Genomic DNA, 20,523 nt, shown 5'->3' with positions numbered 1-20,523 from the left:
CAAATCTTTCCTTAGTTATCCGAGTCGATGATGTAACGGCGACGAAGGCGAACCGAGATGAACTCGAGTGCAAACGACACAGCCAGGCATACATAGACAATCACGCCCACCTCGTGCAGGTTGTAGTAGTAGTTGCCTGCCTGATACAGCTGAAAGCCGATACCGCCCGCGCCCGCGAAGGCGCCCACGGCAACCGCGTTGGCAAAATTGATCTCAAAGCGAATAAATGTCCATGAGAGCAGTTTGGTAATGGTTGCCGGACAGATGGCCTGGAACACAATCTGCCAGAAGCTGGCACCGCTCGCAGAGAGTGCCTCGATTACATCTGCATCGATTTCTTCAATCGACTCCGAGTAGCTCTTGGTAAGATACGCGATGGAATGGAAGGAAATTCCCAGCACCGCCGCCTCGGATCCAAGGCCGATGGCCACCGTGAAGACGAGTACCCACAGAATCGTTGGAATCGCTCGGATGATAGCAACGAATCCTTTGACCGCATTGGAAACGAGCGGATTCGAGAGGTTCTCGGATGCCGCCAACGCCAAGAAAAACGAGATGATGGCCGAGATGATGGTGCACAGCACGGTAACCGCAATGGTGACCAACGTGCTCTCGGCAACCTTTGCCCAGCTAAAATGCGCAGCTCCCAACGGCGGGTCAAGCGCTGGTTGGAACATCATGGCGCAGAAATCAGACCAGGTTTGAGCGAGTGCGCGGCCAAGGTCAACCGTGCCAAAATCCATGCGCACAAACGTAACGACCGTCAAGAGGCACAGAATGCCCAGCGTAAGCACGACAGAATAGTTGCGCCCCCGGCGAGACACGAGACGAATATGCCCAGCGTGCGAACGCTCGATCGCACCGGCCGTGGCGGGAGTCAGCTCAAAAGTATCCATTAGATCATCGACCTTCTAGCTGCGTTGGAAATCGCCTCGACCACGAGCACCAAAACAATGGTCACAAGAATCACAAGGCCAGCGCAGTCATACCGAAAAGACGCGTAGTACAGGTTGAAGGCAAAGCCGATACCCGTACCGGTAAGCAAGCCCACCAACGTGGCCTCGCGAATATTGGTCTCGACCATATAGAGTGTCCAGCTCATAAGCTCTGCAACGGCAAGCGGCAGACCCGCCTGAAAGACAATCTGCCAAAAGCTTGCTCCGCAGCTGCGCAACGCCTCGATGGGGCCGCAAGGGATTTCGTCGAGCGTGTCCAGAAAAAAGCGCGTAATCTGGCCAAACGTCGCCAAAAAGAGCGCGAGGAAGCCCGTGAACTCGTTTTGCTTGAACGAAAGGAGCAACAGCAGCGCCCATGCAATCATGGGAACATTGCGAAAGATATTGGCGAAGATGCGGATGACACCGCGCACGATGCCGTTTTCGACACCGACGCTCGAGCATCCCAGCACCGCAAGAACGATACCCAGCAAGGCCGCGAGCATCGTAGCGGCGATGGAATCGAACACCGTCGAAACCACCTGCGTGGCAATTATGCCCAGCTGTCCTAACGACGATGGCGTAGGGCAAAAGTTCTGCAGCATCCATGCAAGGGCAGCGGGTACCGAACCCAAGGCATATCCAAAGCTGAAATCGCCGACAAGCGATGCCCCCTCGGCAACCAAGACAACGGCCGCAACTACTGCGAGTGCGCGAAGCTGACGCCTTCTAAACCAGCTCAAATCGGGAACCTTCCCCGCTTTCGCATTGCCAAAAGAGCCTGTGGACATGGCGCCGCACTCCCCCGCGCTCATCGCAAGGCTCCAGAAGGAACAGCGGAAGCCATGCCAACAGATGCGGGTGTCGCGCCAGCTTGGGGCCCTGACACCGGAACGGAAATGAAGCCCTCTTCTCCATCGCCGTAAATCACCGCGATCATCTGGGGGGTCAGCTCGGCAGGCGCACCCTCGAACACTTTCGCGCCCGCACGCAAGCCCACGATACGATCGGAAAACTCAAGTGCCATATCCACCTGATGCAGATTGACGATGCAGGTGATGCCATGCTGACGCGTCACGCGGCGCAGATGCTCCATGACAGCACGGCTGCTCTTGGGATCAAGGCTCGCGATAGGTTCATCGCATAGAATGATGCGGGGATCTTGAATAAGTGCGCGGGCGATACCCACGCGCTGCTTTTGTCCGCCCGAGAGCTGATCGGCGCGACGATAGGCAAACTCGCCCAGGCCCACTTCGTCAAGCAGCTCGAACGCACGGAGCTTCTCGGCTTCGCTGTAGAGGCCCAGCGACCCCGCCACAGCACCCTTGTAGCCCAGACGCCCATGCAGCACGTTTTGAATGGCGGTAAGGCGATACACCAGGTTGTAGTTCTGAAAGATCATGGCGATCTGCGCGCGCACGCCACGCAGCTTGTTGCGGCGCAGATGCGTAATGTCCCGACCATTAAAGACAACCGACCCCTCCGTGGGCTCGATGAGGCGATTGATGCAGCGCAAAAACGTCGACTTGCCGGCGCCTGAAGGACCGATCACCGCAACCAGTTCTCCCTCGCCGCAAGCAAAATCTACGCCGGAAAGCGCGTGATGCTGCTCCCGTGCACCTCGTTTGCCCTCGTAGCTTTTGGTCAAATCGCTCACCTGCAAGAGAGGCTGTGCGTTCTGTGGCATTTCCATGCCCTCCCATCAACGTCGAGGCCGGACGCGGATATTCGCGCCCGGCCCGTTTTGGCAGCGGCGAATCGTCTACGCGATGCCGCCCATCTGCACGTGTGCGCGCAGGGACATGCATTAGTCAAGCGCACGAATGGGGTCGTACCAGGAGTCCTCGACCGCGATGAAGCCGGCGGTATCACCCAGGCTCCAAACGGCACCGGTGCCCTCTTTATCCTCGGGGGCAAAGAGCAGTTCGTCTTCAGAGGTCTCCTTGGAGGTCAAGCCCTTGACGAGCTTGTCGATGATCTCCTGCGGGACCTTATCGGTGTTGACGGCGATAGGCCCGTTGAGAACCGGGGTGGACTGGATGATGCCGAACTTCTTGCCCTGAACGCGATCGAAGGGCTGGGGAGCGTCGGCCTTGACGGAGTAGACGGAACCGGCGGCGTTCACGGCGTCGCGCTCGCCCTCGGGGACATCAAGATAGGTGTCGACGTCGACATCGTCGAAGGCGGCAACATCGGCATCACCCTGCAGCAGGTTGACAGCAGAACCGGGGTGAGAGTTACCAAAGAGTACCTGGGAGAAGAAACCCGGGGTACTGAGCTCGTCGGAGGACTTCACGTCGTCCGGGAACGCCTTCATAATGGCGTTGCACGGAACCTTGAAGCCGGAGGTGGAAGTAGCGGAGACAAAGCTCATGCGCTTGCCCTTGATGTTCTTGATGGAATAGCCGCTCTCCTCGGCGCTATCCGCGTAAGCGCTCATCTCGGCCTCGGGCACGCAGATGCGGCTGTAGTACTTGGCGCCGTCGAGCTTGCCATCGGTGTCGGAGGTGGTCACAAGCGGAAGAACCTTGCTGTTCTTCTTCTGGGCCTGGATGAAGCCCTCGGCGCCCATGTTGGCAAGCTGAGCCTTGCCGGAAGCGATAGCCTCGATAGCGACGTTATAGTCGGTGGTGGTCATGAGCTCGACCTTGACACCGGCGTACTTCTCAAGAACCTTGCCAAACTCCTCGCGGCCCGCGTCGAACTCGGAGCTGGACTCGTTGGGCAGCCAGACCATGGTAAGTTTATCGATAGAAGCGGCATCCGAGCCAGCGGTCGCCGCACCACCCTTACCGTCGACGCTGCCGCAACCGACGAGACCGAGGCCGAGCGTCACGGCACTCGCGCCAAAAAGGCCCAAGAAGGACCGGCGAGAAATTTGCTTGTTCTTGATATCTGCCACAATCTTCTCCTTACAACACAAGAATGCACCGGAAGGACCGGGGGTTCTATTTGTCCCGTCCGGCGATGACGTGGTAGATATTAGGGTTGTGGGCAAGCCGTTTTTCGATCAACGGCAATCGCTTGTCATATGCTTGCGCGAAGATGCGGGAACATGACGCGAACCGTAGGCACTTATTAATAGAAACGCCCCGTCGTAAGCTCAAGGGCAGGCATAAGGCAGGTAATAGACCAGTTTTGTCAGCCCCTTGGCAGCCGTTTATAGAAAAAGTTTGCAGGCATTTTCCCAAGCGGCTTGCGCGATTGTTTCGGCGTCCTCACCTGTGCGATCGACACGGTCGTTAACCAGCGCGTTTGCCGTAATGGAGATCATTGCGGGCTCGCATTCAAGACCACGGATGGGCTCCGGAGCCATATACGGGCAATCCGTCTCGAACAAAATTCGATCGAGTGGGGTTGCCGCAAATGCCTCGCGCACGTCGTCGTTGCGCTTAAAGGTGGCCGCGCCACCATAGGCGATATAGCAGCCCAGCTCCACAAAGCGCTCCATCGTGGCGCGGTCCTCGCCAAAGCAGTGCAGCACACAACCGGCCTGGGGCACGCCCACCTCGCGCAGTACGTTGTACGCATCAACGTGCGAGGTGCGCTCCCCATCCGAGTCCTCGTGACGCAGGTGCAGCTCCACCGGCACATTGCGGCGCACGGCAAGCTCGAGCTGGCGCGCCATGCAATCAATCTGCACGTTATGGGGTGCCGGCGCGATATCGTCGTCATAGTCCATGTGATAGTCCAGGCCGATTTCGCCAATACCGGCGCATAAGGGGTCATCAAGTGCGGCAACGACCTGTGCATGAACGTCGTCGGTATAGTCCGGCGCGCCATACGGATGCACGCCGGCAAGATACTTGATCTGCGGGATATCCTGCATCGGAAGAATCTCGCGCACCAGCCAGTCGCTATAGTCCGCCACGCTGCGCTTGTCGGCAATGGGGTCGAACATCGTCACCAACAGGTCGACGCCCGCGGCTTTGGCGCGCACGAGCGTCTCGGGCACATCCTTGCCCCAAAACGAAAGCAGATGTGCATGCGTGTCGGCAAGCGGCGCCAAGGGCACGGGACAAGCAACCGTCGTCTTTTTCTTGGTAAACGTCACGCGTTCGGCATTAGGCGTCATGGATTAGCTCCCGGGCCAGACGGACAAAGTCGGCAACATCGAGCGTCTCGGCGCGCGTGGTGGGTGCGATACCGCAAACCTTAAAAGCGGCATCGAGCACGTCCTTGGCAAAACCGTTGGCGCTCATGGAATTGCGGATGGTCTTGCGACGCTGGGCAAATGCAGCATCAATCACGCGGGCCACAAACTCGCGGTCGAGTCCTTCGGGCACCACGCCGTCAACACGGTCGATACGCACGACGGCCGAGTCCACGTGCGGCGCCGGCATAAAGCAACGCGGCGGCACCTCAAAGCGACCCGTCACCTGCGCATACAGGCCGAGCTTTGCCGTATAGCCGCCATAGGTCTTGTTGCCCGGCACTGCGGCAATGCGATCGGCAACCTCCTTTTGCACCATGACCACGGCACGCTTGAGCGCGGGCATCGTCTGGAAGAACTGCAAGATGATCGTCGCCGCCACGTTATAGGGCAAGTTCGCGACAAATACCGTCGGCTCACCGCCGGCGGCCTGCTCAATCTGCTCCGGCGTCACCTTAAGCGCGTCGCCCATGATAAAGCGGAAGTTGGCGTAGTCGGCGGCGTGAGCATCGAGCACCGGCTCGAGCTCGGGATCGGCCTCGATCGACGTGACGCACGCCGCCTCCTGCAACAGCGCAAGCGTGAGCGTACCAACGCCCGGACCAACCTCGAGCACGCGCTCATCGCCTGCAAGCTCGGCAAGCTCGCAAATGCGCTCAATTACATGGTTGTCGATCAGGAAGTTCTGGCCCAGGCGATGCTTGGTCGCAAGGCCAAACTCCTCCAGCAGCTCCCTGGTGGCCGTGGGGTTTGCCAAAGGCGAAGTTGTCATGGTTGCCTCCTTAGCATGATGGCGGCGTCTTGAAACAAAAGGGCATGGACCGTGGCGGCCATGCCCTTACAGCTAAACAGCAAATTGCCGATATGGCGCGCTGCGTCTTAGCCCAGACGCGGGAACAGCGGCTCGCCCTTCTCGACAGGCTGACCGCCGGCAAGCAGGCCCCAAGCGCAAATGCCCTTGAGGTCGTCGGTCGCGGCCTCGTCCTCGCAGGACAGGCGGCGCAGGGCCTCGGCAGAGGTCTGAGGCATGAGCGGCATCAGCAGGTGGGCGGCAATGCGGATGGCCTCGAGCAGGTTGTAGATCACAAACGCCAGCTCGTCAGCCTTGGCCTCGTCCTTGGCAAGTGCCCAAGGCTCGGAGTCCTCGATGTAGTGGTTGGCGGCATGGATGAGCTCCATGACCTCGTCCTTGGCTCCACCGTAATCGAGCACGTCCATCTTGGCCATGTAGCGCTCGACCAAACCGTCGGCAATCTTTGCCAGCGGGTTGTCGAACGCATCGAACGATGCGGGCTTGGCGGGCGCGCAACCGTCAAAATACTTGCCGCTCATGTTGAGCGAACGCGAGATGAGGTTGCCCCAGCTGTTGGCCAGGTCGGCGTTGTAGACCTGCTCCATGCGGTCGAAGCTGATGGCACCGTCGGTGCCGGGGACGACGTCGGTCATAAAGTAGTAGCGATAGCCCTCGACGCCCAGCATGTCGATAACGTCCTGCGGAGCGATGGCGTTGCCGCGGCTCTTGGACATCTTCTCGGCCTTGCCGGTCTCGGCATTGCGCACGGTCAGGAAGCCGTGGGCAAAGACGTGCTCGGGCAGGGCCTCGCCGATGGCCATGAGCATGGCGGGCCAAATGACGCAGTGGAAGCGGATGATGTCCTTACCCACGATGTGGAACTGCGCGGGCCAGCGATAGGCCAGCTCGGCACGCGCCTCGTCGGTGTCGACACCGTAGCCGACGGCCGTCATATAGTTGAGCAGCGCATCGAACCACACGTAGGTCACGTGACCCTCGTCAAACGGGACCTGAATGCCCCAGTCAAAGCTCGTACGGCTCACGGAAAGGTCGTTAAGGCCGCCCTCGACAAAGCTGCGAACCTCGTTCATGCGAAACGCAGGCTCGACAAAGTCGGGATGCTCGTCATAGAGCTTAAGCAGCTTGTCCTGGAAGGCGGAAAGCTTAAAGAAGTAGGACTCCTCCTGCACGCGCTCAAGCGGACGGTGGCAGTCGGGGCACAGGTGCTGGCCGACGCTGCCGTACTCCTCGTCGCCCTTCTGGACCTGCGTATCGGTAAAGTAGGTCTCGTCAGGCACGCAATACCAGCCGTCGTAGCTGCCCTTATACAGGTAGCCGGACTCCTTCATGCGCTCCCACAGGTACTGCACGGCATGGTGCTGGCGCGGCTCGGTGGTGCGAATGAAGTCATCATTGGAAATCTCGAGCTTGCTCCAAAGCTCCTTGAAGTGCGGAGCCTGGCTATCGGTCCACTCCTGCGGCGTCATGTTGTGCTTGGCTGCGGCCTCGGCGACCTTCTCGCCGTGCTCGTCCATGCCGGTCAGGAACTTGACGTTATAGCCGGCGGAGCGACGATAACGGGCCTGAACGTCGGCGATGATGGTGGAATAAGCCGTGCCCAGGTGCGGATCGGCGTTGACGTAGTAGATGGGCGTCGTGATAAAGAACGAAGGCTTGCTTTGATCCATGGGGTTTGTCCTCCAGAAAAACGTTGCATACAGAGGATGATTCTAGCGCAAGGGCTGGATATCCTCCATCTATTGCATATCGAGCACCATGGCATAGACATCGCGCTTGCGGCGCGAATACTTCTGAGACAGGCGCTTGGCCACCGCAGACGCGGGCTCCCCCTCCTCGAGCGCGGCGCGGATATCCTCGCGCAGGGCCTCGTCGGGATCCGCTGCCGCGGCGCCAACCGGCACGATACCGGCCTCCTCATCCTCGCTCGGCGGCGCGATGACCAGCGCAATCTCGCCCTTTACCTCGCCGCGAGCACGCAGCTCCTCGGCAAGCTGGGCAGCGGGCCCGCGCAAGACCTCCTCGTGCAGCTTGGTGAGTTCGCGGCAGACGGCAACCTCACGTTGGGGAAAGACCTCCGCCACGGCCTCGAGCGTCGCCACGATGCGATGTGGAGACTCGTAGAAGATGAGCGCGCCGGGCACCACGGCAAGGCGCTGCAAACGGCGCACGCGGTCGCCGTGCTTTCGACCCAAAAAGCCCTCGAAGAAAAAATGCTCGCAGGGAATGCCGGACGAAACGAGCGCCGTGACGCAAGCAGAGGGCCCGGGAATAACTTCGACGGGCACATCGGCCTCACGCGCCGCCTCGACCAGCGCCTGGCCGGGATCGGACACGCTCGGCATGCCGGCGTCCGAGGCAAAGGCGAGGGTCTCCCCCGCCAGCAGACGGTCGACCAGGCCGGCGGCGCGGCTGGCGATCACATTCTCGTCGCAACGGACAAGCGGCTTGGAAATGCCCAGGTGCATCAGCAGCTTTGACGTCACACGCGTGTCTTCGCAGCAGATGACATCGGCAGCGGCAAAGGCCTCGCCAACGCGCGGGGACAGGTCGCCCAGGTTGCCGATGGGCGTGCCGACCACATAGAGTTTGCCCGTATGGGCGCTGTTTTGCGTCATATCAACCTATTCAATCATGCCGCGCTCGAGCGTACCGAGCGCCGCGCGGGCGTCCCATGCTGCAATGCGCTTCTCGGTCTTCCACGTTTGGAAGAACCAACCGGCAGCCGGCGCAAACGAAGCCAGCTGGTTGGCGATAAACACGCGCTCGTAGGCATTGCGGCCCTCGGGCGTAACCGACGAGTTGGCAAAGATCGCCGCGCCCGACCATTCGCCCACCAGCACGGGGAACCCAGTTGAAATCGCCTCTTTAAGCTCGCGCTTGTTACGCGAAATCGCCGTCGTCAGCCCGCGGGGGCTCGTGATATCGAGCGCATACTCGTCGCGGTAATGGTACAGGTGAAGGTCCATGTAGACGTTCTTGTACTTGGCGCCGCGCATAAAATGCTTCCACTCGCTGGGATGCCCCGAAGACGAAAAGACGACGATCTTATCCTCGGGCATATACGAACGGACGAGCTCGTAGGCATCGCGATAGAAATTGCGCAGGTAGTGAGCCGGAATGCCATCCGTCATGGCAAAAAGACTCTTGCGGACACTCATCTGCGGCGTATCCAGCAGCTCAATGCCCAGCAGGCTCTCGGCCTCGCCGTAACGCTCGGCCAAGCGCTCGAGCACGTCGAGTGCGACATGGCGGCCGTTAGTGGACGAATGCCACTCGGCAACAGCCTCCGGCGTGGCGGGCGAATCGTTGGAATCGCCCTGGCCACCGGGCACAGTCGCCAGGTCAAGCAGCACGCGAATGTTGTACTTGGCAGCCCACTCAATCGCGCGGTCGATGTAATCGACAACCGAGATGTAGGAGGCATCGGACTCCTGTGAGCCAAAGGCATACCAAGGCACCGGCAGGCGCACGGCGTTGAGGCCGATCTGCGCCATGCGACGGAAATCATCCTCGCTCACAAACGTCTCGTAATGACGGCGCATGCGCTCGTTATAGGCGGCGGTGCCCATGGCCTCCTGCAGCTCGGCCGCGTTGGATGCACCGGTCGCCGCGTATAGCGACGGGGTAACCCAAGGCTCGGGAATAAACCAGCCAGAGAGATTAACGCCGAGTATCCTCTCCATCACTGCCCCCTTCGGATCGTGCAGGCCGAGCCTGCATCGTATTGCATAGGAAAAGTATCGTTTTGAGTATACCCGCGCGTGCGGACAGACGACCGAACGGTCTGTAAAGTGGCGCAAAAGCGGGAGGAATGTCTGAGCGGGCCCGAGATGGCGCGCCGAGATGTGCACGCACGTCGGAAGTAAGCGCCGGAAAGCGCGTCCCGTTTTTCGCAAAAGACTGGGATGCATTTTCCGCGGGTCCACATAAAAGAAAAGGACCCCTTTGCAGAGGTCCTAGTCAATTCAAGGTGGCGGGGAAGGGAATCGCGCCCGCGCTCCGCGCGTGCGGACCGCTGCGGCGCTTCGCGCCTTGCGAGCTGCGCTGGCAAACGCTCACGCGTTTACTCAGCTCCGCGCCCTCACGGGGTTCGATTCCGTGTGGGGACCACATAAAAGAAAAGGACCCCTTTGCAGAGGTCCTAGTCAATTCAAGGTGGCGGGGAAGGGAATCGAACCCCTGACACGAGGATTTTCAGTCCTCTGCTCTACCAACTGAGCTACCCAGCCATTTGAGGTGTGCCTTGTTTCAAGGCTTGATTAGTATAACCAAGGACGCGTTCCGGTCAACCGAGAATTTTAAAAAAGTTTTTGAGCACAGCCTCGCTTCTATAAATCGGCACGTCAGAGGCATCAGCCGGCAGCAAGAAGTTTTTCGCTCAGAGCCGCACGGGCAAACTCACTTGGCGTCATCCCCTCGGCAGCCGCCCGTCGACGAATGGCCTCCTTCATTCCCAGAGGAATCTTGACCGACAGCGTTGCCGTCCCCTCACCTGAGAGCGGGGGCCGTCCATGCACGATCCCACCAACGGTGTGTTCGCCATCCGGAAACTCTCCGCGCTCGTACGACTCGCACCACGCGTCAATCATTTCATCCGTTACAACCTGACCATTAGCGGCCGTATACGTCTTGCTCATCATCGACCCCTCTGCCGAGCTCGCTCGATCTCTTGCCAGAATTTCTTCTGAACCGGAGACAGGGCATGAATAATGAGCCATCCACGAATTAGTTCGACCGCAACAAGTTCCACACTTCGACCATCTGGAAGCCATCCAATGGCAAGCCATCTCGGCGGCTCGTCCTCCGACTCGCGGCGAATGCACTCAGTAACCGCGAACCAGGCACCTAGTACCTGCTTTTCCGTCAAGTGTTTTTTGGCGTTCGGATGGATCTCAACATCCATGCACCTTCTCCTCCATCTTACCCAATTTCGTATGACGAAAGTCCGCTGTCGCCAATCTCTTACGCCGGCACTTGTTGGAGGGCGGGAGGTGTAGCGAGGATTGAAGGGCGTTCCAATACCGCCCAGGCGCCGGGGCAGGAGCACATACACCAGGGACATACGTTTTCGTAGCGCGCGAGGATATTGCCGCGTGCATCGATGAAGGCGATGTCGATGGGATAGGCCATAAAACACGTATGGACCGAAGAGCAGCGTGGAAACGCCATGACGAGCGGCAGGCCGTTGGCGGCAACCGGACGCCGTCCCAGCATGCCGCGCAGGCGCACGGCAAACGACTCCGCCACCACAAACTCGGCCGGCGTCCAACCCAGCCTATTGAGTGCCCGCGCGTAGGCGATGTAGGACGAGACCGCGGTCACATGACCACCCCCGGACGCCATGGATCGACCGTCACCACACGCTCGTGCGACAACGTTGTCGGCGCCCCCAGCGGAACGCCAGCGATGCTGAGAGAAGTCGGCCACGGCTCATAGTGCATGGTGCAGGTGTAGGTCCTAAACGTACCGGATAGGGAGAGCAGGCCACCATCCGATGCCTCCGCGCCTTGCTCGCTCGACACTTCGATCTGCAAGTCATAGCCTTCCATGGCATTCAGAATTTGAGTCTGAACCGTCGCCGAGGCATCGGCAGAGCTCTCGTCACCCTCCCCGCCCGGCGCCACAGCGTGCGCCAGCACGATGTCGGGCACCACGCGGTCGAAGCGCGCGACAGCGCCGGCAAAGATCATGACGTTGTACACGATGAGTGCCAGCACCAGCAAAACGGGCGTAACCACTGCCATCTCCACCGTCGCTTGGGCGCGCTCCTCACGCAGACGCATGCGAATACTCATTACGACCCACCGCCCAGAGCGCCAACCAGTGTCGCGACATCGACGGTGAGTGGGATGGAGCCGCCGCCGGGCAGAGGAATCTCCGCAAGCGTGAACACCGTACCGCTAATGGTGCGTTCGACTTGATATTCCAACGCCTCGCAAAGCGCCTTGGGATCGGTCACGCCCAACGGAATACTTCGCAGTTTGTCTTGCGCTTGAGAGAGACCAGCAATGTCAGACCCCGGACTCTTAATGACGTTGGCGGAATCGGTCAGCACCGGCTTTCGCAGGCGCAAGTCGCACGGTTCCAAACCCAGCGCCGCCACGGACGCCGAAACGGTATCGCCGAGCCACGATGCAATGGAGCCCAACGCACCGCTGCCCCCTCCTAGGTCTTTAATCATCTCGTCCATAAGTTCGTCGGCCGAACCTTGGATATCACCGTATCCCACGAGCAGCCGTCCCCAAACATCCATGACGCCGTCGAGCACGCCGGCAACGCCGCCCGAGCGTTCCTTCAATGTCGAGAAAAATCGCGAAAGCACGTTGTTTTGCGCCGTCGCCTCATCGGGCGCCAGCACCGCGGCAGAGATAGCACCGCGATCGCCAAGCCTGACTGCCGTGTTAAACGAGGAGTTAAGTTGATCGGGGCTGGTAATGTCACCCGAAACTGCAAATGCGACCACGCCGTTGCGTCCAGGTGGGGCGATACGCGGGCGCTCGCCGGAAAGCGCTTTAATGGCCTGGTCAAACGCATTGCCCGCACGGTCGGCCTCATCCTCGGTCTGACGCTCAAGTTCGAGTTCTTTGTTGCGGCATTCGACGTAGTCTTCCAGAGCCTCTTTGAATCGATCAAAGTGGTACTCAAAGCCGTTTTCGATAGAAGTCGAAGGAGCCGCAACGGCACCGAGCGACGAAGCACCAAAATGGCATCTATTGCATTTGTCCTGCCCGTCATAAGCAGCAACCGAGGCCAGCCCGCATGGCGCCCCCTTCTTATAGTTGGGGCAACTCGTTCCGTAATGCAGATACGTCTTGCCATCGATGGCACTGGTTGGCCACACCGTATCGGTATAGAGTTCCGTCGCTCGCACCTCGTCAGTGTTGCGCGGCAACAGCGGGATATAGGAAGCGACTTCATCTCCGTCCTCGGTTACATATGCACGATTGACCTCTGTACTCGCATAGGTGTAAAACGCCTTGCGCGCCGCCGACTCCGCCTTCGTCTCGACGCTTGAACCATGCGGTTTTTCGTCTGCCAGGCGTTGACGGTAGTAGGTCTTCGCGCGGTCGAGCGCCACCTGTGGCTCCCACGAAATGCTCGAGGCATAATGCGGGTTCTGCTCACCCGAGAGCTTTGCCAAACTCCTCGCACGTTCCCACATGCATGAACAGCTACCGACCGAAGCCGGAACCGATCCACCACAATCCGCCAGCCAAGCGCGCTCTTTAGCCTTCGCCGTGTCCTCAGAAGCCTTCCGCAGCTCCTCGGCCGCACGCTCTAAATCATCTGATGTGTCTTTAATGGTATCGGTCGAGATCTCTGACCCTTTGAGCGCAGCGAAGTCCGATTCGGATGTCCTGGGCACGGCAAGCGCCGTACCGGTATAGGCCACACTATCGGTATCCTGCGCCGACACCGCCTGCGTGGCACGCGCGGCGATCAGATATGGCAGAGCCGTCTCGATTTTCTGTAAGCCTTCCGATGCGCTTTTGGCAAACTTGTTGCGCGTTTTAATGATCTCAATCCCGGTGTCGACCATATTGCCGGCAACTGGTTCGGCACCTGGGATGAGGATGGCGACCAGGCCCGTCCCGATTGTGGCAAACCCCGCCAGCCCCAGACTCAAGATGCTCGCATCAACCACCGTGGCAGCCGTGTGATAGGACGACACTACGTTGGCACCCGCCAGCGCGCCGCTATCGGCCGCCACCTGGGTATCCCCGGCACGCGACATGCTCCATATCGCCGCGGTCGACGAAAACAACAACGTGAGCACCACTAGGATGACCACGGCAGAAGAAAGCGTGGTGTAGGCACCGTCTTCGATAAACAGATCGACACCGGCGCGGCCCATAAAGCCGCCTCGTTTGCGATGGCAGCTCGGACGGCGCGTCAAAACGCATCTAGACCAGAAACGCTTAATCCCATGCAACAATCCACGAATCATAATCTCCCTCCAGCCATTCGGGACGCGATTGATACGAGACATCGACCTTGAGCTCAACGTAGCCGACCTCGGCGGTACCACCCATAGCCTGCGCAAACGCACCGATCACAGGCAACGGCTTGACCTCGCCGGAAACGGACACGGACGAGACGCCACCCGCACCGGCCCGGCCAAGCTCGATATCCCACGACAACGGCCCGCCGGCATGAAAGATCGAAACGTTGGGCACTGCGGCAAGCCGGCGGCGGGTGAACTCCTTAAGATCGTCGTCCTCCGCCGTCGTCGTGGTCATGAGCCGCGCGGTCTCGGCGGCGGCAGACTCCATGACCGCGCGCGTATAAAGCAGGCACACCGGTTGCAGTGCGAGAAGGATGAGCGTCAGAAACGTCGGCAGCAAAAAAGCAGCCTCGACCGTAGACTGCGCCCGGTCCTCGCGCGCGATATCAATACAACGCGATGTCCTTAGCGCCCGCGGCGGCGTCGATAACCGACATCGAGGCAACGCCATGGGATGCCGCCCGCTCAACCAGCGCTGCCAAGCGTCCATCGGTGCCAGCACGCCAAAGTCCCGCAATCGCCAGCACGATCGATAGCAGCGCCACCGTGACGATGGCGTATTCCACAGTCGCTTGGGCAACCTCTTCACGCAGAACGCCATGCATTTCACGATCCCTCCTTTGAGCTTATTGTTTGCGGGACCAGGCGCACCGCGCGCAGACGACACGAAGCATCGCCAGCATCCGCGGCAACCGTCACCATATCGACCCAGCCGCGCCCATCGCGCACGATGGCGCCCCATACGTTGCCCTTAGTATCGAGATAGCCGCTCAGGGCGAGCTGGGCCGTTGGCACCTCGCGGTAGGCGCGTAACATATCCGCCGCTGCCTCGGTCATCGGTCGGTCCTCGGACCATGCAAGCCGGACCGCAATCGCGTTGTCCTCAGGCGAATCCGTCGCAGTGCCAGACCGCTTGTCGAGCGTCCGCAGAAAGGTTTGCGCCGTGACAGCGGCATCCGAATCGTCCGCATCTCGCATCTCATCTTTTTGAGACGCCACCGCCGAATCTGAGCCCGAATCGAAGGCGGCCCCAGGACGCTGCTGCCGCGCGGCGTTAAGCCCCCAAAGCACCGCCGCTATCGCCACGGTCAGGCAAGCAAACACCAGCAGCACCCCGATGGGGCGCTCGCCCTCTACAGGCTGTTGATGCCCTCGCTGATAGCGTTCCACAGATCTTGGACCTTGCCTTTAAATGCAACGATGGCAATAATCGCGATCACCACAAGCACACCCACCAAAATGGCGTACTCGGTGGTACCCTGCGCGCTCTCCTCCTGCAACAGCTCCTTGGCATGCTGGCGAGCGCGAATCGCCCGGCAAAAAGCCCAGCTCTGGACCTTGCCGGCAACGTCAGTCATCGTGTTCATGTATTCCTCCCTACATCATCCCGCCTGCTCCCAGCAGCGGGCCCAATATGGACAGAAGCAACGCCGGCAAGATGAGCGTGCCGGTGGGAATCAGCAGCTTGACGGGCGCACGCTCGATCTCGCGCTCGAGCGCGGCGCGATGAGCCGCACGGATCTCGCGACTTTGAGCGGCCAGCGTCTCGGCAAGTGGGGCACCCAGGGCGAGCGCCTGCCCCACCGTGATGGCAAAGGTCTCGAGCGCTCGCACGTCCAGGTCGCGCGCGGCGGCCAACAACTCGTCCTCACGCGTGTCCACGCCCACTTGCCACGCCATGCAGGCCCGCTCAAGGCGAAGAGCCAGCACTGACCGGCGGTTGGCGCAGAAAATCTCAAGCGCCGCATCAAACGAAAGACCGGCCGAAAGACCCAAGCGCACAACATCGATCATCTCGGACACTTCGCCGAGCGAAACTCGCGCCGGGCCGCCCGCTCCAACCGCGCCCTTCACTCGCGCGGTCAGGGCATCGACCACCGAGCGACCCGCGGCAGCGACCCGCACCGCCTCGCGCTTGCAGGCCCCTGCGATCTCGCGCGCATCCGCCCGATCCAAACCCGTCGCGACAAATACACTCAGGGCACACAGGCAAGCCACAACTGCAACCGGGGCGCTCATAGCTCCACCCGCATAATGCGCCGGATAACCACCAGGGCAACGACGTTGAGGGCTAGACCCAGCACCACAGCGCCCGCACCGGCAGGCGTCGCAAGACCGCGACGATAATCTGCCGAAAGCAGCGCCAACACCGCGCACATGCCCGCCGGCATCGCCGCGACCATGTGTGCCGACATACGCGCCTGTGACGTCTTAACATCCAGGCGGCGCTTGAGCTCAATGCGCTCCCCTACCATGCTCGACGCCTCGGACAGCAAGTCGGCAAGCGGAGCGCCGGTGCGCTGTGACACCTTAAGCGCCAAGGTCACAAGCGAAAGACCGGGGGCGTCGATGCGCACGAGCAAGTCATCGAGCGCGTCGGTCGCCGAGATACCGCAATCGATCGCCGCCGCCACCCGCAAAAACTCGGTATGCACCGGTTCTTGCGCATGAGCGCCCACAAAGCGCATGCCCTGGGCCAGCGAATGTCCCGAGGCAAGCGACATGGAAAGTGCGGTAAACGCCTCGGGCATGGCCTCTTCTGCATCGTGTTGCTCGCGCCGGCTCTCAAAGCCATCCCGAGCGGCGCCAGCGGCAATCGGAGCAACAAGTCCCAAGGCAAACCCGAGGGGCGATAACGACACCATCGTTAGTAAAACGCAGCAGACACCGCTCGATAGCAGCAGAAACGCCAAACGCTCCGAAGCATCCTCGATCACGAGGCCAAGGCGACGCGCCGGAGCCAGCGATGCCCACGAACGGGCGATCTTTTTCAGCAGATCGTTTTCCACCAGCTCACGCGGCAGCTTCTCTGCCACCGTCTCGAGCGCCTGACGCGCCAGCTCCGCCGGCGGCACCTGCGGCACACGAGGTTCCGCCCCGCACGCCGTCGCAACAGAAAACCCTGCCAAACCCCCTACGACGAGGGGCACAGCGACCTCCATTCGTCCACCTCCTCTTGTGTGAGCGTCCCCGACCGCAGGCCTTCTGCGATAAACGGCGGCTCGCGGTCAAGCGTCCAGGTGCGCTCGGCGGCATCGAAAGTCACATAGCGCTCGAGCTCTACGCCGCCCGACGCGGCGCGACGCACCCCCGAATACGAGGAGACGAAACGCCTGCCATCGGCGTGGCGCTCAGACATCACGATGCCGTCGAGCGCCATGGCAATCTGCTCCTCGATGAGCTCGCTCGGCAGATCGATGCCATAACGCGCAAGCAACGTCAGACGCACCACGGTCTCCTGTTCTGAACCCGCATGAAGTGTGGTGAGCGACCCGTCGTGGCCCGTATTCATGGCCTGCAACATGTCGCAGCACTCGGCACCGCGCACCTCGCCCACCACGATGCGGTCGGGGCGCATGCGCAGGGCATTGGTCACCAGGTCGCGGATCGTCACCGCGCCCTCGCCCTCAATTGAAGCCTCGCGCGCCTCTAGACGCACCACGTGCGGATGATGCGCAAACTTGAGCTCGGCAGAGTCCTCGATCGTCACGATGCGCTCGCCGGTGGAAATCTCACATGACAACGCGTTGAGCAGGGTGGTCTTACCAGATCCCGTGCCTCCCGCAACCGCCAGGTCCTGTCGCAGCGACACCGCGCACGACAACAGCTGCGCATACCAAAGCGGCAGCGACCCCAGCCCCACAAGCTCGTCCAGCGAGCAGATGCGGTCCGAGAACTTTCGGATGGTGAGAATCGGTCCGTCAATCGCCACAGGCGGAATCACCGCGTTGACGCGATAGCCCGTTTTGAGGCGGGCGTTGACGATGGGGCTGCGCTCGTCGATACGGCGGCCAAGTGGCGAGATGATGCGGTCGATAAGCACACGGATCTGCTCATCATCCTCAAACGCATGCTCGATGGGGTGCAAGACGCCGCCGCGTTCAAAGAAAGCCGAGCGGCAGCCGTTAATCATGATCTCGGTAACGGTGTCGTCCTCGATGAGCGGCTGCAACGGCCCCAAGCCCACCACGTCATCCAAAATCTCGTCGATGATGGTCTCGCGCTCGGACGTCGCGAGATCAGTCGGCTCCTCAACATTGAGCGCCGCCTCCACCGCGGGACGCAATTCCGAGCGGGCAAGTGCCGGGTCGATATAGGCGCTGATACGCGCCACTTCGTCGTAACCCATGCGGTCCATCACGGCGCGCTTGGTGCGTCGTTTCACCGCGCGGCGACGCCCCGCATCTACAGGCGCTGCCCCCGCTGCAGCGCCGGCAGCCTTAATCCTCGTTTGCAGGCTCATCGCTGATCACCCTCGCGCGACCAGGGAAGGCGGATACGCGGGCGTTCGGTGCGCGTTGCACGGTCGGCGACCATATCGCTCCAAGGGCCGACGGCGCACCCCAGTTCCACGAGCATCTCGCGCGTGGCCTCGCGCACGCTGGTCGCAAAAGCGCTGGTCTGCCCCACTGCCTCATCAGCGCGCCCAAACGCCATGAGCGCGGCGAGATCCTGCCCGCCATCGGCGATACGAATCTTGGAGCTCAACGCACAGGCAATCTCAAAGCGCATGGCGACGTCCTCGTCTGCCCCGCGCGCACCGAACCGGTTGAACACGGCGCTCATGCGCGTGCGCGGCACACCTACTCGACTTGCCAGTTCAATGACGCGCGACGCCGATGTCGCGGACGACACCGCAGCATCGCCAACGATCAGGCAACGGTCGCTCGCCGCCACCGCAGCCGCCACGGCGTCGCCCCAAAAGACCGAGGTATCGATAAAGACCACGTCGGATTCGCGACGCAGGACATCAAGCAGTAGCTCCACCGGACATGCCATGAGCTCGGCTTGCTCGGGCGCCGCGACGGGACCCCAGAGCGTAACGCCCGGCGCCACGCGCATCGATGCGGCCACGATATCCGGCTCGGCAAGCGCGCCCGCCACCGACGGCTCGATAAGTGCCGCCATATCGCGCGGAGCATCGACGCCTAACAAGTCGTAAAGGTTTCCAAACATCAGGTCCAGGTCGAGCACGGCGGCACGCAAGCCCAACAGCGACGATGTGTGTGCCATGGTGGCAATGATCGTCGACTTGCCGCAACCGCCCGAACCCGAAATGGCGCAGATGACCGGAGCTCGATGCTGCGGAGCGGCAGCGTCTGCCGGCGGCATCGGAGGCGGCGGGGCGGGCGTCGGTGACAGCGTCCCCGTCTCCCCCGCCGCAACCACACGCTGCGTCCAAGCCGGCATGGCAGCTTGTTCGGTCTGCGAGGCAGGCTCGTTCTGTGCAATCTGCTCATGCTGCATCAGCGACAACTCGCCGCACCCGGCAAAGCCCTCAACTTCGTCGAGTTCATCCGCCAGATTCACGCCGTGCACGTATCCCATATCTACAGCCGGGGAGTCGCCAGCATGCTGCGCCGGCTCTCCAGCGTCATCGTATACAAGGGGGTTCCGGGGGCGCCGACCATGCTCGGCTTCCGCTTTTCCATAATCATCAACACGCGGGCCTCTTGTAGCGCGAGGCGCCCCGGGTTCCCTATCAACAAAAGCATCGGGCTCAATCGTCATGCACCGATCGGAATCAACCGCTCCCTCGCCCGCGCGCCCGTTGCCGCATATACTGTGCGCAGCGATGACCTCGGTCGCCCCTGCGCGAAACAGCCCCTCGATATCCGATGGATCGAGTGCTTCTATCAACACGACCACGCGACTCACGCGGCCTTCGGCCGTCAGGCGCGCAACAGTCTTGCGCACATCTTCGGTATCAAACAGAGACGCCGCGATGATGGCAGCCCCGCGGCGCGACGGAAACGCCCGCGCCATGGAAACCAGCCCGTCCAGGTCACCCACGCGAAGCACCTGTGCACCCGTATCACGGCCCTCGACTTCCCGCTGCAACAGCCCGTAATCGCCGCACGCGCAGCACGCAAGCCAGATCGCCTTCATCACTCGTCGCCTCCGCTCTTTTTGCCGCGCGCCGTGGAGGGAATCGTCAAGCTGACCGTTCCCTTGCCCGATGCCCCCAGCAGTTCCTTGACGTCTTCGGGGTCAGCCGCCAGCGTCACCCATTCGATCTTGCCCTCGCGCGTGGCACCGGAATCTTCACTGGTATCGATCACGTACGCGCCGCACAACCGATCGGTTACGCCGTCTTTTTGCACGTACACGTCCACGTAGCTGCCCACGCCCGTAGCACCGCCGACCGAGTGCTCGGCATCGACCGCCACCGAAACGGCGACCTTGCCCTTAGGCACCTCGAGCTTGTGACTCTCGGCCTTGGTGTAGACATTGCAGATCACGGCGTTTTTGGGAATACGCGAAGTCGTCACGTCGCCGCGCACCTGGCGCAGCTCGGTCGCCGCGTCACGCGGCAACAGGCTCGTCAGCCATTCCTGGGTTATGACATTGGTCTCATCGAGGGTCTCGCCCACATCGATATCGCGCGCCGCGACGCATACCTCGACGCGATCGCCACCGTACTTGGCCAAGGTCTCAGCCTGGACCTGTTCGGCTTGCGAGCGGATCGACGAGCCGTAAACCATGCAGAGCAGAGCAGCGAGCACGCCCGCGACCAGACTGATAGCGATGCGCTTGCTCTTGTTCACGGCCGCTCCTCTCATGGCAGTGCCGGGCGAATGCCCGTACCACCATTGTCTGGGCGGTCAGAGCGCAA

General features: G+C 61.1%; 23 protein-coding genes and 1 tRNA gene. All 24 read right to left on the bottom strand.

Features of this window, described 5'->3' with window-relative positions:
* Window positions 1-11: 11 nt before the first annotated feature.
* Entirely contained in the window at window positions 12-896 is an 885-nt protein-coding gene (locus GPK42_RS09285) for a PhnE/PtxC family ABC transporter permease (protein WP_215694891.1), read from the bottom strand.
* Complete coding sequence (locus tag GPK42_RS09280; protein WP_215694890.1) at window positions 896-1,726, bottom strand: PhnE/PtxC family ABC transporter permease; 831 nt, start codon at window positions 1,724-1,726, stop codon at window positions 896-898. Before GPK42_RS09280 ends, GPK42_RS09285 begins: the two co-directional genes overlap by 1 nt.
* Before the next feature lie 20 nt (window positions 1,727-1,746).
* On the bottom strand, window positions 1,747-2,622 hold the full coding sequence (phnC, locus tag GPK42_RS09275; protein ID WP_215694889.1) for a phosphonate ABC transporter ATP-binding protein: 876 nt from the start codon (window positions 2,620-2,622) through the stop codon (window positions 1,747-1,749).
* A gap of 120 nt (window positions 2,623-2,742) precedes the next feature.
* Window positions 2,743-3,837 carry a PhnD/SsuA/transferrin family substrate-binding protein gene (locus tag GPK42_RS09270; RefSeq protein WP_215694888.1) on the bottom strand — a complete coding sequence of 365 codons (1,095 nt, stop codon included), beginning with the start codon at window positions 3,835-3,837 and terminating at the stop codon, window positions 2,743-2,745.
* A gap of 258 nt (window positions 3,838-4,095) precedes the next feature.
* Window positions 4,096-5,010 (bottom strand): TatD family hydrolase, encoded by a 915-nt coding sequence (locus tag GPK42_RS09265; protein ID WP_215694887.1) that lies wholly within the window; start codon window positions 5,008-5,010, stop codon window positions 4,096-4,098.
* Entirely contained in the window at window positions 5,000-5,860 is an 861-nt protein-coding gene (rsmA, locus tag GPK42_RS09260; RefSeq protein ID WP_215694886.1) for a 16S rRNA (adenine(1518)-N(6)/adenine(1519)-N(6))-dimethyltransferase RsmA, read from the bottom strand. Before rsmA ends, GPK42_RS09265 begins: the two co-directional genes overlap by 11 nt.
* Window positions 5,861-5,967: 107 nt before the next feature.
* The gene (metG, locus tag GPK42_RS09255; protein ID WP_055285920.1) at window positions 5,968-7,569 is read right to left on the bottom strand and encodes a methionine--tRNA ligase; all 1,602 of its coding nucleotides are present in this window, start codon (window positions 7,567-7,569) and stop codon (window positions 5,968-5,970) included.
* A gap of 69 nt (window positions 7,570-7,638) precedes the next feature.
* Window positions 7,639-8,517 (bottom strand): 16S rRNA (cytidine(1402)-2'-O)-methyltransferase, encoded by an 879-nt coding sequence (rsmI, locus tag GPK42_RS09250; RefSeq protein WP_035136820.1) that lies wholly within the window; start codon window positions 8,515-8,517, stop codon window positions 7,639-7,641.
* Between the two features lie 6 nt (window positions 8,518-8,523).
* Window positions 8,524-9,585 carry a glycoside hydrolase family 5 protein gene (locus GPK42_RS09245; RefSeq protein ID WP_099432625.1) on the bottom strand — a complete coding sequence of 354 codons (1,062 nt, stop codon included), beginning with the start codon at window positions 9,583-9,585 and terminating at the stop codon, window positions 8,524-8,526.
* A 473-nt stretch (window positions 9,586-10,058) separates the two neighbouring features.
* Window positions 10,059-10,131 (bottom strand) — tRNA-Phe (locus GPK42_RS09240).
* Window positions 10,132-10,254: 123 nt separating this feature from the next.
* A complete protein-coding gene (locus tag GPK42_RS09235; protein WP_215694885.1) occupies window positions 10,255-10,539 on the bottom strand; it encodes an ATP-binding protein in 285 nt (94 codons plus the stop codon).
* Window positions 10,539-10,805, bottom strand: coding sequence for a hypothetical protein (locus tag GPK42_RS09230; RefSeq protein ID WP_035136816.1), 267 nt, complete (start codon window positions 10,803-10,805; stop codon window positions 10,539-10,541). The genes GPK42_RS09235 and GPK42_RS09230 overlap by 1 nt, the downstream gene beginning before the upstream one ends.
* Before the next feature lie 59 nt (window positions 10,806-10,864).
* Window positions 10,865-11,224, bottom strand: a complete 360-nt coding sequence (locus tag GPK42_RS09225) for a DUF192 domain-containing protein (protein WP_271745484.1) — start codon at window positions 11,222-11,224, stop codon at window positions 10,865-10,867.
* Window positions 11,221-11,697 carry a TadE/TadG family type IV pilus assembly protein gene (locus tag GPK42_RS09220; protein ID WP_161115715.1) on the bottom strand — a complete coding sequence of 159 codons (477 nt, stop codon included), beginning with the start codon at window positions 11,695-11,697 and terminating at the stop codon, window positions 11,221-11,223. Before GPK42_RS09220 ends, GPK42_RS09225 begins: the two co-directional genes overlap by 4 nt.
* Window positions 11,697-13,850, bottom strand: a complete 2,154-nt coding sequence (locus GPK42_RS09215) for a hypothetical protein (RefSeq protein ID WP_252200231.1) — start codon at window positions 13,848-13,850, stop codon at window positions 11,697-11,699. Before GPK42_RS09215 ends, GPK42_RS09220 begins: the two co-directional genes overlap by 1 nt.
* The gene (locus GPK42_RS09210; RefSeq protein ID WP_215694883.1) at window positions 13,822-14,358 is read right to left on the bottom strand and encodes a TadE/TadG family type IV pilus assembly protein; all 537 of its coding nucleotides are present in this window, start codon (window positions 14,356-14,358) and stop codon (window positions 13,822-13,824) included. Before GPK42_RS09210 ends, GPK42_RS09215 begins: the two co-directional genes overlap by 29 nt.
* Window positions 14,294-14,512 (bottom strand): hypothetical protein, encoded by a 219-nt coding sequence (locus GPK42_RS09205; RefSeq protein ID WP_006235089.1) that lies wholly within the window; start codon window positions 14,510-14,512, stop codon window positions 14,294-14,296. The genes GPK42_RS09210 and GPK42_RS09205 overlap by 65 nt, the downstream gene beginning before the upstream one ends.
* Window position 14,513: 1 nt before the next feature.
* The gene (locus GPK42_RS09200; protein WP_215694882.1) at window positions 14,514-15,077 is read right to left on the bottom strand and encodes a hypothetical protein; all 564 of its coding nucleotides are present in this window, start codon (window positions 15,075-15,077) and stop codon (window positions 14,514-14,516) included.
* Complete coding sequence (locus tag GPK42_RS09195) at window positions 15,041-15,274, bottom strand: hypothetical protein (protein ID WP_215694881.1); 234 nt, start codon at window positions 15,272-15,274, stop codon at window positions 15,041-15,043. Before GPK42_RS09195 ends, GPK42_RS09200 begins: the two co-directional genes overlap by 37 nt.
* A gap of 10 nt (window positions 15,275-15,284) precedes the next feature.
* Window positions 15,285-15,926: a type II secretion system F family protein gene (locus GPK42_RS09190; RefSeq protein WP_215694880.1), complete on the bottom strand. Its 642-nt coding sequence runs from the start codon at window positions 15,924-15,926 to the stop codon at window positions 15,285-15,287.
* Window positions 15,923-16,849 carry a type II secretion system F family protein gene (locus GPK42_RS09185; RefSeq protein ID WP_215694879.1) on the bottom strand — a complete coding sequence of 309 codons (927 nt, stop codon included), beginning with the start codon at window positions 16,847-16,849 and terminating at the stop codon, window positions 15,923-15,925. Before GPK42_RS09185 ends, GPK42_RS09190 begins: the two co-directional genes overlap by 4 nt.
* Window positions 16,822-18,150, bottom strand: a complete 1,329-nt coding sequence (locus GPK42_RS09180) for a TadA family conjugal transfer-associated ATPase (protein WP_215694878.1) — start codon at window positions 18,148-18,150, stop codon at window positions 16,822-16,824. The genes GPK42_RS09185 and GPK42_RS09180 overlap by 28 nt, the downstream gene beginning before the upstream one ends.
* A complete protein-coding gene (locus tag GPK42_RS09175; RefSeq protein ID WP_215694877.1) occupies window positions 18,147-19,796 on the bottom strand; it encodes a nucleotide-binding protein in 1,650 nt (549 codons plus the stop codon). The genes GPK42_RS09180 and GPK42_RS09175 overlap by 4 nt, the downstream gene beginning before the upstream one ends.
* A complete protein-coding gene (gene cpaB, locus GPK42_RS09170; RefSeq protein ID WP_271734485.1) occupies window positions 19,796-20,455 on the bottom strand; it encodes a Flp pilus assembly protein CpaB in 660 nt (219 codons plus the stop codon). The genes GPK42_RS09175 and cpaB overlap by 1 nt, the downstream gene beginning before the upstream one ends.
* Between the last annotated feature and the right edge of the window lie 68 nt (window positions 20,456-20,523).

The organism is Collinsella aerofaciens, from assembly GCF_018785265.1.
Taxonomy (GTDB): Bacteria; Actinomycetota; Coriobacteriia; order Coriobacteriales; family Coriobacteriaceae; genus Collinsella; species Collinsella aerofaciens_AI.
The sequence above is the reverse complement of the archived record's forward strand: the minus strand, read 5'-3'. Positions and strand labels throughout refer to the sequence as shown.

Bases quoted from the DNA above. Each gene is read 5' to 3' on its own strand.
- GPK42_RS09285 (WP_215694891.1), bottom strand. From the start codon at position 896: ATGGATACTTTTGAGCTGACTCCCGCCACGGCCGGTGCGATCGAGCGT.
- GPK42_RS09280 (WP_215694890.1), bottom strand. From the start codon at position 1,726: ATGTCCACAGGCTCTTTTGGCAATGCGAAAGCGGGGAAGGTTCCCGAT.
- phnC (WP_215694889.1), bottom strand. From the start codon at position 2,622: ATGCCACAGAACGCACAGCCTCTCTTGCAGGTGAGCGATTTGACCAAA.
- GPK42_RS09265 (WP_215694887.1), bottom strand. From the start codon at position 5,010: ATGACGCCTAATGCCGAACGCGTGACGTTTACCAAGAAAAAGACGACG.
- rsmA (WP_215694886.1), bottom strand. From the start codon at position 5,860: ATGACAACTTCGCCTTTGGCAAACCCCACGGCCACCAGGGAGCTGCTG.
- metG (WP_055285920.1), bottom strand. From the start codon at position 7,569: ATGGATCAAAGCAAGCCTTCGTTCTTTATCACGACGCCCATCTACTAC.
- rsmI (WP_035136820.1), bottom strand. From the start codon at position 8,517: ATGACGCAAAACAGCGCCCATACGGGCAAACTCTATGTGGTCGGCACG.
- GPK42_RS09245 (WP_099432625.1), bottom strand. From the start codon at position 9,585: ATGGAGAGGATACTCGGCGTTAATCTCTCTGGCTGGTTTATTCCCGAG.
- GPK42_RS09235 (WP_215694885.1), bottom strand. From the start codon at position 10,539: ATGAGCAAGACGTATACGGCCGCTAATGGTCAGGTTGTAACGGATGAA.
- GPK42_RS09230 (WP_035136816.1), bottom strand. From the start codon at position 10,805: ATGGATGTTGAGATCCATCCGAACGCCAAAAAACACTTGACGGAAAAG.
- GPK42_RS09220 (WP_161115715.1), bottom strand. From the start codon at position 11,697: ATGAGTATTCGCATGCGTCTGCGTGAGGAGCGCGCCCAAGCGACGGTG.
- GPK42_RS09215 (WP_252200231.1), bottom strand. From the start codon at position 13,850: ATGATTCGTGGATTGTTGCATGGGATTAAGCGTTTCTGGTCTAGATGC.
- GPK42_RS09210 (WP_215694883.1), bottom strand. From the start codon at position 14,358: ATGGCGTTGCCTCGATGTCGGTTATCGACGCCGCCGCGGGCGCTAAGG.
- GPK42_RS09205 (WP_006235089.1), bottom strand. From the start codon at position 14,512: ATGCATGGCGTTCTGCGTGAAGAGGTTGCCCAAGCGACTGTGGAATAC.
- GPK42_RS09195 (WP_215694881.1), bottom strand. From the start codon at position 15,274: ATGAACACGATGACTGACGTTGCCGGCAAGGTCCAGAGCTGGGCTTTT.
- GPK42_RS09190 (WP_215694880.1), bottom strand. From the start codon at position 15,926: ATGAGCGCCCCGGTTGCAGTTGTGGCTTGCCTGTGTGCCCTGAGTGTA.
- GPK42_RS09185 (WP_215694879.1), bottom strand. From the start codon at position 16,849: ATGGAGGTCGCTGTGCCCCTCGTCGTAGGGGGTTTGGCAGGGTTTTCT.
- GPK42_RS09180 (WP_215694878.1), bottom strand. From the start codon at position 18,150: ATGAGCCTGCAAACGAGGATTAAGGCTGCCGGCGCTGCAGCGGGGGCA.
- GPK42_RS09175 (WP_215694877.1), bottom strand. From the start codon at position 19,796: ATGAAGGCGATCTGGCTTGCGTGCTGCGCGTGCGGCGATTACGGGCTG.